At 67.8% G+C, this 11250-nt stretch carries 10 protein-coding genes; 6 read left to right on the forward strand and 4 right to left on the reverse strand.

The features are described from left to right. Positions 1-57: 57 nt before the first annotated feature. The gene (locus tag ACFTSF_RS19185; protein WP_380155294.1) at positions 58-1347 is read left to right on the forward strand and encodes a nicotinate phosphoribosyltransferase; all 1290 of its coding nucleotides are present in this window, start codon (positions 58-60) and stop codon (positions 1345-1347) included. After that, entirely contained in the window at positions 1344-1814 is a 471-nt protein-coding gene (locus ACFTSF_RS19190) for a MarR family winged helix-turn-helix transcriptional regulator (protein WP_380155010.1), read from the forward strand. Before ACFTSF_RS19185 ends, ACFTSF_RS19190 begins: the two co-directional genes overlap by 4 nt. 91 nt (positions 1815-1905) lie before the next feature. Here the strand turns inward: ACFTSF_RS19190 and ACFTSF_RS19195 are convergent, their stop codons facing one another. Together ACFTSF_RS19195 and ACFTSF_RS19200 are read right to left on the reverse strand one after the other, a co-directional pair. Beyond that, positions 1906-3294: a PepSY-associated TM helix domain-containing protein gene (locus ACFTSF_RS19195; protein WP_380155011.1), complete on the reverse strand. Its 1389-nt coding sequence runs from the start codon at positions 3292-3294 to the stop codon at positions 1906-1908. 97 nt (positions 3295-3391) lie between these two features. Continuing rightward, entirely contained in the window at positions 3392-4576 is a 1185-nt protein-coding gene (locus ACFTSF_RS19200; protein ID WP_380155012.1) for a D-arabinono-1,4-lactone oxidase, read from the reverse strand. A 143-nt stretch (positions 4577-4719) separates the two neighbouring features. Between ACFTSF_RS19200 and ACFTSF_RS19205 the strand changes: the two genes are divergently transcribed. Together ACFTSF_RS19205 and ACFTSF_RS19210 are read left to right on the forward strand one after the other, a co-directional pair. Further along, positions 4720-5706 carry a hypothetical protein gene (locus ACFTSF_RS19205; RefSeq protein ID WP_380155013.1) on the forward strand — a complete coding sequence of 329 codons (987 nt, stop codon included), beginning with the start codon at positions 4720-4722 and terminating at the stop codon, positions 5704-5706. Between the two features lie 19 nt (positions 5707-5725). Further along, on the forward strand, positions 5726-6742 hold the full coding sequence (locus ACFTSF_RS19210) for a YdcF family protein (protein ID WP_380155014.1): 1017 nt from the start codon (positions 5726-5728) through the stop codon (positions 6740-6742). A gap of 265 nt (positions 6743-7007) precedes the next feature. On the opposite strand, the gene ACFTSF_RS19215 is transcribed toward ACFTSF_RS19210, so the two are convergent. Next, on the reverse strand, positions 7008-7772 hold the full coding sequence (locus ACFTSF_RS19215; protein WP_380155015.1) for a sulfite exporter TauE/SafE family protein: 765 nt from the start codon (positions 7770-7772) through the stop codon (positions 7008-7010). 46 nt (positions 7773-7818) lie between these two features. Further along, entirely contained in the window at positions 7819-8520 is a 702-nt protein-coding gene (locus tag ACFTSF_RS19220) for a FadR/GntR family transcriptional regulator (RefSeq protein WP_380155016.1), read from the reverse strand. A gap of 81 nt (positions 8521-8601) precedes the next feature. Between ACFTSF_RS19220 and ACFTSF_RS19225 the strand changes: the two genes are divergently transcribed. Both ACFTSF_RS19225 and ACFTSF_RS19230 read left to right on the forward strand, forming a co-directional pair. Beyond that, a complete protein-coding gene (locus tag ACFTSF_RS19225) occupies positions 8602-9858 on the forward strand; it encodes an SLC13 family permease (RefSeq protein WP_380155017.1) in 1257 nt (418 codons plus the stop codon). Further along, the gene (locus ACFTSF_RS19230; protein ID WP_380155018.1) at positions 9852-11240 is read left to right on the forward strand and encodes a carboxyl transferase domain-containing protein; all 1389 of its coding nucleotides are present in this window, start codon (positions 9852-9854) and stop codon (positions 11238-11240) included. The genes ACFTSF_RS19225 and ACFTSF_RS19230 overlap by 7 nt, the downstream gene beginning before the upstream one ends. Positions 11241-11250 lie beyond the last annotated feature (10 nt).

Here is an 11250-nt window from a genome sequence, read left to right on the forward strand (position 1 = left end):
TAGGCTGCCCCTGTGAACACCTCGACCGCGCTCCTGACGGACCACTACGAGTTGACCATGGTGCAGGCCAGCCTGGCCGACGGCACGGCGCAGCGCCGCTCGGTCTTCGAGCTGTTCGCCCGCCGACTGCCCGACGGCCGCCGGTACGGCGTCGTCGCCGGGGTGAACCGGCTGCTCGACGCCCTCGAGCAGTTTCGCTTCGACGAGCGGGCGATCACCTTCCTGGCCGATCGCGGTGTTGTCGACCAGGTTACCTCCGACTGGCTCGCGAACTACCGCTTCAGCGGCGACATCTCCGGCTACGCCGACGGCGAAATCTTCTTCCCCGGCTCCCCGGTCCTGGTCGTCGAGTCGAGTTTCGCCGAGGCGGTACTCCTGGAGACGGTCTTCCTGTCGATCCTGAACCACGACTCCGCGGTCGCCTCGGCCGCGTCCCGGATGACCTGGTGGGCCGGCGGTCGGCCGTGTATCGAGATGGGCTCCCGGCGGACCCACGAGGAGGCCGCGGTCGCGTCCGCACTGGCGGCGTACATCGCGGGGTTCGCGACCACCTCCAACCTGGAGGCCGCCCGTCGCTTCGGCATCCCGAGCGCGGGCACGGCGGCTCACTCCTTCACCCTGCTGCACGACACCGAGCGGGACGCGTTCACCTCGCAGGTGGATGCCCTCGGCAAGCGCACCACGCTCCTCGTCGACACGTACGACGTCGCCGAAGCGGTCCGGACCGCGATCGACATCACCGGCCCCGAGCTGGGCGCCGTACGGCTGGATTCGGGCGACCTGCCGTCACTGGCCGGTCAGGTCCGCGAGCAACTCGACTCGCTCGGCGCGACCAAGACCCGGATCATCGTGACCTCGGACCTGGACGAGTTCCAGATCGCCGCGCTGGCCCCGGCGCCGGTCGACGGCTACGGAGTCGGTACGTCGCTCGTCACCGGCTCGGGCTATCCGACCTGCGGGTTCGTGTACAAGCTGGTTGCCCGCGAGGACGCGAGTGGCGAGCTGCTCCCGGTCGCGAAGAAGAGTGTCGACAAGATCTCCATCGGCGGCCGCAAATGGGCGCTCCGCCGTCGAACCACCGCCGGAGTCGCCGAAGCCGAGTTGATTGGTGTCGGCAGCCGCCCCGAAGACGACGGCGACGACCGCGAGTTGCTCCGACCACTCGTCAAGGGCGGCGAGATCGTCGGCCGCACCACCCCTGCCGAGTCGCAGGCCCACCATCTAAAGGTCCGCGACGAGCTCCCCCGCTTCGCCAGCCAGCTGAGCCGCGGCGAGCCCGCCATCCCCACCCAGTACGTCGGCGACTACGCCGCGCAGAACCCCTTCGCCCCGCGGAGTCACACATGACCACGCTGGACGAGAGCTGGCCGGTGGATTCCCCCGCCGGCCCTCGTGACGTGCTGATCGCGTTGCGATTCGCCGACCGCGCCGCCCGGAAGGCAGTCGCGGCCGAACTGGTCGGTACCGGACTGCACACTGGCCAGGAGCTGGTCCTCGCCAAGCTCCTGCACCACGGCTCGCTACCGGTCGCGAAGCTGGCCAAGGTCCTCGACGTCGAGGTCCCCACCGCCACCAAAACCACCCAGCGGATGGAGGCGGCCGGCCTGGTCCGCCGCGTCAAGAACACCGCCGACGCCCGCCGGGTAGCCATCGAGCTCACCGACCACGGCGCCGAGCTGGCCCAAACCGTCCAAGACATCTACGACCGAGCCGGCAGCCGAGCCCTGGCCGACCTCTCCCCCGAAGACCGCCGCCAGCTCCGCAACCTGCTCTGGACCCTCACAACAACCCTCGAGGGCGACCCCCGCGACTGACGTCCGGACCTGAACAGCATCACAACTGACCCGCGCGACTACCTTCCACGCTGGGAAGGGAGCGCCGCGGGCAATTGTGATGGCCCTGGGGTCACACCAGGAGCTCGTCGCTCTCTCTCGCGGGCTGGGGTGTAGCGGCGCGCCAGCGGTAGAAGCCGATACACAGGTCGATGACGACGAAGGCTGCGAGGGACAGGCCGAGGAGCGGGAGGAAGAGGCCGACTCCTACCGCCAGCGCCAGGATGGTGATCAGGGCCGGGATCGGCAGTTCACGCCAAGTACCGCGGCGGGCCGGGCGGCCGAATCGGAGCGGATGGCTTCTGGTCGGCCGACGCAGCCACCACATCCGGTAGCCCCAGATCACCATCGCCACAATCGTTCCGGCGACGAACAGCAACACGACCTGATTCCCCACGCCGAACAGCAGGCCCATGTGCGCGTCGATCCCCCACCGCGACAGCTTCGCGACCAGCGGATAGTCGGCGAACCGGACGACGTCGACCACCTTGCCCGACATCGGATCGACGGCGACCGCGTCGGCCTGCGTCGGCCACGCCTTCCCGATCTCTTGGGCGACGAACGACGTACCGGCTTTCTTTGGCGCGGTGATCTCGAGCGGGCCGTCGAGCTGGGCGGAGCGTGCGGACTGCAGGGTCTGATCCCACTCGCCGACCTCAGGATCGACCGCGCCGCCGGGCATCGCGTGCCCTTCGTGCCCGACGTGATCCGCCGCGGTGAGCGCCGTACTGACCGCAGGTGTCTTCCACTCCAGCGAGGCCCGCAGGTCCGTCACGTTCTGGCCGGCGAGAGTCGACCAGGTCAGACCGGTCGCGGACAGGAACAGCATCCCCAGGATCACCCAGGTGCCGAGGACGCCGTGCCACGACAAGGTACGCCGACGTGCGCTGCCGTCCCGCTCGACGCGCACCCGAGAGCCGGTACGGCGACCTGTCCACCAGAGCACGAGCCCGGCCAGCGCAACCACCCACAACCACGACGCGGCGAGCTCGCTGTAGAGCCGGCCGGGCGCGCCGAGATGCAGGTTCGCGTGCAGATGCGACAGCCAGGTCCGGAACGGCAACGCACCACTGGAGCCATAGGCGGTGAGCTCACCGGTGACCGCAGCGGTGGCCGGATTCACGAACACCGCAAGGCGTTCCGACTCACCGAGACCGGGTACGTCGAACAACACCCGCGTCGTGTCACCCGGCCCAGCGGCTGGCCGTACGGCGAGCAGCGTGCCTTCCGGCTGGCGGTCCCGGGCAGCCGCAACCTGCTCGCTGATCGGGACCGTCGTACCGGAGCTCTCGACGAACATCGTGTCGCGGTAGAGCGCGTTCTCGATCTGCGGCGCCAACGCGTACACGAAACCCGTCAGCGCAGTGACGAGCAGAAAGGGGCCGACGAGGATGCCGGCATAGAAATGCAGCCGCATCAGGAGCGGCCTGGTCCGGGACACAGCGTGAGCAATCGGGGGCATTCGGTCACTGTGGCGGGCCTGTGTTGCCGACGACATCCCCTCCGGTTGCCGTCCCGTTTCTCTTTGCTCTCGTCAGTCGCGCACCTCTGAGAGGACCTCACCGAGGCAGGTAGGTGTCCAAGTATTCGTTGCGGAACTTGCCGTCCGGGTCGTACCGCCCGGCCAGCGCGATGAAGTCCCGCACCTTCGGGTAGCGCGCGGCCAACGTGGTGGCGTCGGCCGCGAAGACCTTGCCCCAGTGCGGCCGGGCGTCGAGCGGAGCCAGCGCCTCCTCCAAGACCTCAAGAACCGGCCGTACGGCGGCCTCGTCCTGAATCCAGGTGAAGTGCAATGCGACCGTGTCCCGCCCCTGGCTCGGGCTCAGCCAGAGGTTGTCGGCGGCAATCGTCCGGATCTCCGAGACCTGGATGACCTCGGCGAACCGCTTGCCCAGGGCCCGTAGTTTCTCGACCGCCTCGGCGGCGCGCGACCGCGGAACGAAGTACTCGGACTGCAGTTCGTCCCCGTTGCTCGGCGTGAACTCGAGCCGGAAGTGCGGCAGCCGCTCGTTCCAAGGACCCGGTACGCCGCCCTGCTGGGTCGCGTAGTCGGCCGGCATCACCTTGATCGGGTGCCGGGCGCCGTCCGCCACCTTCGCTCCGAGCCATTCGCGCTCGTACGACGTGGTCTTCTGCTTCCGCCACACCATCACGTCGGGATCGACCCAGTCGGTGAACGCGCTGACGCTGTAGGCGCTGCTCATCACCTTGTCGAAGTCCGACTGCAGCCGCCGTACCGGCAGGCCGTCGTACACGACCTGGCTGATCTCGTACGTCCGCTCGACGTTCAGGGTGAGACTCACGATCACGCCGAGGGCGCCCAGCGAGATGACCGACCCGTTGAAGTCGGGGTCGTCGCGGGTCAACGTGACCAGCTCGCCGGAGGAATCGACGAACTTGATCGCGTAGACGGCATCGGCCAGCGGCCGGTTGGTGTCACCGGAACCGTGGGTCCCGGTCGAGCAAGCGCCGGCCACCGAGATGTGCGGGAGCGAACCGAGGTTGTGCAGCGCCAGGCCCCGGGCCTGCAGGGCCGCGGTGATCTCGCCGTACCGCAGGCCGGCCGAGACGGTCGCCCCGGACCGCCCGATCTCGAGCACTTTCGGCAGATCCGCGACGGTGACCAACGTGCCGCCCGTGTCGGCGATCCGGTTGAACGAATGCCCGGTGCCGAGCACCCGGACCTTCTCCGAGCGGGCCACCAGCTCCTGCAGCTCCGCCACTGACCGTGGTCGCTCGAGCACGCCGGCGAATTCAACATTTCCGGCCCAGTTTGCAACCACGGCGCGTCCCTTTCCGTCGTACCGGTCCCAGCTGACTCTTTCACACCCCTCGACGTTAAGGTCGGGGAATCGTCTCTTGGAGAGGAATCATCTTGCGTTTCGACATGACCCGTCGCCGGGTCGTCATCACCCTCGGCCTGGCCGGCCTGCTGGCCGCCGGCACCGCCACCACCGTCGCCCTGACCGGCCCGGAGAGCTCGCAGGCCGCGACCACCGCGACCGTGGCCGCGACCCGCGCGATCAGCTGCGACACCAAGACCGGTGGCGGTAGCTTCGACTACGACGGCCCGTCGGCCTCGACGAAGTACGACAGCCGCTTCAGCAACAGCGCCGCGCTGCCGCAGCTGGGCAAGTACATCCCGCAGGGCATCGGCACCTGGTGGAACTGGTCCGGCAAGAAGAACCTGCTGCTGGTCACCATGTACCACCCCGGCCAGAAGTCGCTGATCGTCGGGATCGACCCGGCCACCAACAAGGTCGTCGGCGACGTCAAGATCGCCGAGACGCACGCCGGCGGCATCACCACGTCGATGGGCTGGGCGTTCGTCCAGGGCAGCACGAACGGGATCCGCAAGTACAAGCTGTCCACGCTCGCCGCCAAGCTGAAGGCGTCCGGTACGCCGACGATCGACCCGGTCGGCCCCGAGCGCAAGGTCTACGGCGCGTCGTTCCTGACCAGCTACGGGGACTCCCTGTGGGCCGGGAAGTTCAACGACAAGGGCCGCGACAAGATGTACGAGTACAAGATCAAGGCCAACGGCTCGCTGGTCACGGTCAACAAGGCCTGGGAGGTCCCGACCAAGACCCAGGGCCTGCTCGTCACCAAGTCGCACTTCATCTACAGCACGTCGTTCGGGCGCAAGAACCTGAGCAACCTGTACGTCGTGCGCCGGGGCCAGCCGGATCTCGACAAGGCGAAGCTGTCCTGCTTCCGGGCGCCGAGCATGTCCGAGGGCATCACCGAGTTCGGCGGCCGCGCCTACCTGGTGTTCGAGTCGGGCGCCTACGAGTACCGCTCGGACCCGAAGACCAAGAACGTCATCACCCGCTTGCACAAAGCATCGATTTCGTCACTGACCAGCCTGGCGTGACCTGATCGGGCGCCATCCGATGGTTGGATGGCGCCCGATGAACATCTGCTTCGCCATCGCCGGGTTCTGGTTCCTGGTCTTCGTCGCCAGCTTCCTGTACGACCGGCGGTTGTTCCGCAACAGCATCTTCCTGATCCTGACGCTGATGTTCGCCGGGCTCGGCGTGATCTTCGCCGTCGAGTCGGTGAACCGGGGTCTGGCCCGCTGGCTGGTCTACGGAATCCTGTTCCTGATCCCGGTCACGATCGCCGTCCTCGCGGTCTTCCTGGTGGTCAACGGCGTGACGATGATCCGCCGCGAGGGCCGGCGGCCGAAGAACCTGCTGTCGCTGGCGGCCGGGCTCGGCATCTTCGGCCTGGTGATCTTCGGGGTCGTCGTGCAGCAGCTCGACTGGGCGCCGCTGGCCGCGCTGCGCACCGCCATCATCAGTGTGCTGACCTACATCTCGTTCCTGTTCGTCTGTTTCCTGATCTATGCCTTCGTCTACAGCCGGGTCCGGTCGTCGCGGAAGATCGACTTCGTGATCGTGCTCGGTTCCGGACTGCGCGGCTCCCGCGTCCCGCCGCTGCTGGCCAGCCGGTTGGACCGTGGCAAGCTCGTCTACGACCGTGCTATCCGAAAAGGCCGCAGCCCGATGCTGATCACGTCAGGCGGGCAGGGCCCGGGTGAGGACATCCCCGAGTCGCACGCGATGGCGACGTACCTGATCGAGCGTGGAGTACCAGCCGACCGTGTGCTGCGCGAGGACCGGTCGACCTCAACCACCGAGAACCTGCTGTTCAGCCGGGAGCTGATGGTTGCCCGGGTCCCGAACTACCGGTGTTTGATTGTCACGAACAACTTTCACGCCTTCCGCGCCGCACTGACCGCCCGCAAGGTGAAGGTCAACGGCCAGGTGGTCGGGTCGCCGACCGCGCGCTATTACTGGCCGACGGCAACGATTCGCGAGTTCGTCGCGATCCTCTTCAGCCACAAATGGATCAACGGAGTCATCTGCGGCGCACTCTTCGCGCTCCCGTTCATCCAGTTCCTCTAACCGGTCCGACCGTCGCGCGGGGGGCGGACACCCAAAGGTGGGTCGCCTTCTCTTTGTGCACGAGACCCAACTTTGTGAACCCACCGACCATTTTCGTGAGCTCGAAGTGGTTGGTGGGTTCTCAAAGATGAGTTGGGTGCACAAAGAGCAGCGAGGGGGTTGGGGAATGGGGGGCTGCTCTTTGGGGGCGAGATGGGGGGCGAGGTGGGGGCGAGCCGGAGATGCTTCTATGGATGGACCGCTCAGTTGTCAGCATGCTCAGTTGTCAGCGCAGCATGAGGATGGCGGCGGTGATGCCGGCGATCACGATGAGCGTTCGGAGCAGGCCGCCGGGGATGCGGCGGCCGATGTGCGAACCGACGTAGCCGCCGACGATCGAACCTGCTGCGAGTAGCGCGGCGGCGGTCCAGTCGACGTCGGCGATCACCACGAAGATGGAGCCGGCGACGACGTTGGCCGCCAGCAGGGACAGGGTTTTCAGTCCATTCACGACACGGAGTTCCAGGTCGAGGCCTAGGCCGAGGACCGCCATCATCATCACGCCGGCACCGGCGCCGAAGTAGCCGCCGTACACGCCGGTGAGGGCGGTGAAGAAGTACGTTGCCGGGGACATCGAAGTGCGCAGGCCGTGCGGGTGGTCGCTGCGAGCGCGGAGCCAACGGGAGATGCGCGGCTGGACGCCGACGATCAGGCAGGTGAACAGGATGAGCCACGGCGCGAGGGCGGCGAACACGCCTGGCGGCAAGGCGAGCAGCAGTACGACGCCACCGATCGAACCGACCGCGCAGATCGCCACCACCGCGATCGTGACCGGCCGCGGTACCTCACGCAGCTCACGCCGATAGCCGAACGACCCGGACAACGCGCCGGGAAGCAACCCGATCGTGTTCGACACGTTGGCGACCACCGGCGGGATCCCCAACGCGATCAACACCGGAAAACTAAGCAACGACGCCACACCGACGGTGGAGGTCAAAATGCCAGCGCCAAGCCCCGCAGCGACGACCGCGAGGTGCTCCGGCCCCGTCACACCTCCCTCCGCAGAGCGAGGCCGGCCCGGGGGTGGGCGGGGCCAGTCACTGGTTGTCCCGCAGGAGGGCGACGTCGGAGACGAGCATGACGTGTTCGTGCATGGCGCTCGCTGCGGCTACCGGATCACCGGCGGCGATGGCGTCGGCTACTTTGCGGTGGCCGGCTAGGGAGTCTTTCGGGCGGCCGGGTTGGGACAGGGACTCGAGGCGGGTCTCGCGGATCAGGTCGTGGATCGTCTCCATCATCTGCGCCAGCAACGACGACCGCGCCGCCGCCGTGACCGCGCCGTGAAACGCCTCGTCCGCCTCGACCCCGCGCCCGCCCGCCGCGATATCCCGCTCCATCTCCGTCAACGCCGTACGGATCGCAACCAGATCAGCATCGGTACGACGGCTTGCGGCGAGCGCGGCGAGTTTCGACTCGAGGGCGTCGCGGGCGTCGATGATCTCGGGCAACCGGTCGGCGTGGGCCCGGATCGCCTCCATCACCCGGCCGGTCCGCGCGCGCTCGGTCAGCAAGGTGCCGTCGCCGTGCCGGACCGTCACCGCGCCGATCACCTCCAGCGCGACGAGCGCCTGACTCAGCGTCGCCCGGCTGACGCCCAACCGCTGCGCCAACTCGCGCTCCGGCGGCAAGCGATCCCCGGGCTGCAGGCCGTTCTCGTTGATCCACGTGCTGATCTGGTCCGCCACCTGCTCGTACAGGCGGGACCGCGGCACCGGACGGGGTGGTAGCGGCAAGTCCATGAACCCCACTGTATTGACAGATGGCTCATTGGACTATTGGCTAGGCCACTCAGCCAATACTACTGTGAGGTAGGGCACGGAATGGGACCGGAATGGGTTGCGATCCTCGCGCTTGTCGCGCTGTTCGTGGTCGGCACCGTCCTGCCGATCAACATGGGTGCACTCGCGTACGTCGCCGCGTGGCTCGTCGGCATGTACTCGCTACACCTCAGCGAGAAGGAGATTCTCGCCGGGATCAGCGGTGATCTCGTCCTCACCTTGATCGGCGTCACGTTCCTGTTCGCGATAGCGAAGAACAACGGCACGGTCGACCTGATAGTCGCGGGCGCGGTTCGAGGGGTCCGTGGGCGGGTCGCGCTGATCCCGTGGGTGATGTTCGCGGTCACCGCCGTACTGACCGCGATCGGCGCCGCGAGTCCGGCGGCCTGCGCGATCATCGGGCCGATCGCCCTCGGCTTCGCGGCGCGGTACAAGATCAACCCACTGATGATGGGCATGTTCGTCGTACACGGTGCACAGGGTGGCGGGTTCTCGCCGATCAGCATCTACGGCACGATCACCAACTCGGTGATGGCCGACAACGGCCTGCCGAACAGCGAGCTGACGGTGTTCTTCTCCAGCCTGGCCGTCAACCTGGTGATGGCGACCATCCTGTTCGTGGTCTTCGGCGGCCGGAAGCTGCTCGCCCAGCGGGCCGACCAGATCGAGCTGCCCGCGCCGACCGGCGACGAGCCGCAGGGCGCGCGCCGCGATCAGATCCTGACGCTGGTCGCGTTCCTCGGGGTCGCGGTCGTCGCGCTGGCGTTCGACAAGAACATCGGGTTCGTCGCGATCACCGCCGCGGTCATCCTCGCGATCCTCTCGCCGATCAAGAACAAGGACGCCGCCAAGCAGGTCGCCTGGCCGACCGTCCTGCTGGTCGCCGGCGTCAGCACGTACGCCGCGATCCTCACCGAAGCGGGTTCGCCGCAGTTCGTCGGCAAGTGGGCCGCCGGGCTCGGTGCGGCCGTGATCGGCGCGCTTGTGCTCTGTTACGTCGGCGGCGTGGTCTCGGCGTTCGCCTCGTCGACCGCGCTGCTGCCGGTCATCATCCCGATCGCGTTGCCGCTGATCGCCCACGGCCATCTGAACGCCGGCCTGTTCGTCGCCGCGCTCGCGGTCGCGTCGACCATCGTCGACGTCAGTCCGTTCTCCACGAACGGCGCGCTGATGCTCGCCAACCGTCCGGACACGATCACGGAACCCGTGTACTACAAGCAGATTCTGACCTACAGCGTGATCGTGGTGGTCGTCGGACCACTGCTGGTCTGGGCAGCCCTGGTGGCCCCGGGATGGTGAGTGCCGCGCGCGGTTTGGTCAACGCGTTCCTGGACGCCGACTCGTTCGAGTCGTGGGACCAGCCGGCCGTCCAGGTGGCCGATCCCGGGTACCAGGAGCAGTTGCGTCGCGCGGCCGAACGAGCCGGTACGGACGAGGCCGTGCTGACCGGGCGAGGCAGCGTGCACGGGCGGCCGGTCGTCGTACTGGTGAGCGAGTTCGCGTTCTTGGCCGGGTCGATCGGGCGAGTCGCGGCGGAGCGCATCACGGCCGCGATCCGCCGCGCGACCGCGGAGCGGCTGCCGATCGTGGCATCGACCTCGTCCGGCGGAACGCGCATGCAGGAGGGCGCCCCGGCCTTCGTCGAGATGATCTCGATCTCCACCGCGCTGATGGCGCACAAGGCGGCCGGCCTGCCGTACCTCGTGCACCTGCGGCACCCGACGACCGGGGGCGTGTTCGCCTCCTGGGGTTCGCTCGGGCATGTCACGGTCGCCGAACCTGGTGCGCTGATTGGGTTTCTCGGCCCGAAGGTCTTCGAGGCACTCAACGGACAAGCCTTCCCTGAGGGCGTGCAGACCGCCGAGAACCTGGCCGCGCACGGCGTGATCGACGGTGTCGTCGCGACCGCTGATCTCCCAGTCCTGCTCGACCGAGCGCTCGCCGTACTGGTCGATCCACCGGTCGCTCCGCGACTTCCCCGCCGTACCGGATCGATCGATCCTGGTGACGCCTGGGCATCAGTACTACGCACGCGGCGGCCAGAGCGCGCGGGCGTCCGCGACCTGCTCCGGTACGGCGCCACCGGGACCGTGCGGTTGACCGAACCGGACGCGAGCGTGCTGGTCGCGTTGACTCGACTCGACGGCCAGCCGTGTGTCGTCGTCGGCCAGGACCGCTCGCAATCCAAGCCAATGGGCCCGGCCGCACTCCGACAAGCCCGCCGCGGCATGAACCTGGCCCAGTCGCTAGGCCTCCCATTGGTGACCGTCATCGACACCCCAGGCGCCGAACTCTCCCCCGCCGCCGAGCAAGGCGGCCTAGCCGGCGAGATCGCCCAGTGCATCGCCACGTTGGCCACCCTGACCGTCCCCACCCTCGCCATCCTCCTCGGCCAAGGCACCGGCGGCGGCGCGCTAGCGCTCCTCCCCGCCAAAACCGTCATCGCCCCCGAACACGCCTGGCTAGCACCCCTACCGCCCGAAGGCGCCAGCCAAATCGTCCACCACGACCTCAATCACGCCGAAGCCCTGGCCAGACAACAACACATCACCGCCCTAGACCTCCACCTCAGCCGCACCATCCATCAGCTGATCCCCGAGAACGACAACGACACAGCGGCAGATCTCGCAATCGCAGTCGTCGCCGAGGCCGCCGTACAACTCAGCCGCTCGACCTCCTAGCGCTCGTAGA

This window comes from Kribbella sp. NPDC056951, from assembly GCF_042674205.1.
GTDB classification, from domain to species: domain Bacteria; phylum Actinomycetota; class Actinomycetes; order Propionibacteriales; family Kribbellaceae; genus Kribbella; species Kribbella yunnanensis.

Excerpts from the sequence above, each read along its gene's own strand:
- ACFTSF_RS19220 (WP_380155016.1), bottom strand. The coding sequence starts at position 8,520 with ATGGACTTGCCGCTACCACCCCGTCCGGTGCCGCGGTCCCGCCTGTAC.
- ACFTSF_RS19185 (WP_380155294.1), top strand. The coding sequence starts at position 58 with ATGGTGCAGGCCAGCCTGGCCGACGGCACGGCGCAGCGCCGCTCGGTC.
- ACFTSF_RS19225 (WP_380155017.1), top strand. The coding sequence starts at position 8,602 with ATGGGACCGGAATGGGTTGCGATCCTCGCGCTTGTCGCGCTGTTCGTG.
- ACFTSF_RS19210 (WP_380155014.1), top strand. The coding sequence starts at position 5,726 with ATGGTTGGATGGCGCCCGATGAACATCTGCTTCGCCATCGCCGGGTTC.
- ACFTSF_RS19230 (WP_380155018.1), top strand. The coding sequence starts at position 9,852 with ATGGTGAGTGCCGCGCGCGGTTTGGTCAACGCGTTCCTGGACGCCGAC.
- ACFTSF_RS19205 (WP_380155013.1), top strand. The coding sequence starts at position 4,720 with ATGACCCGTCGCCGGGTCGTCATCACCCTCGGCCTGGCCGGCCTGCTG.
- ACFTSF_RS19190 (WP_380155010.1), top strand. The coding sequence starts at position 1,344 with ATGACCACGCTGGACGAGAGCTGGCCGGTGGATTCCCCCGCCGGCCCT.
- ACFTSF_RS19195 (WP_380155011.1), bottom strand. The coding sequence starts at position 3,294 with ATGCCCCCGATTGCTCACGCTGTGTCCCGGACCAGGCCGCTCCTGATG.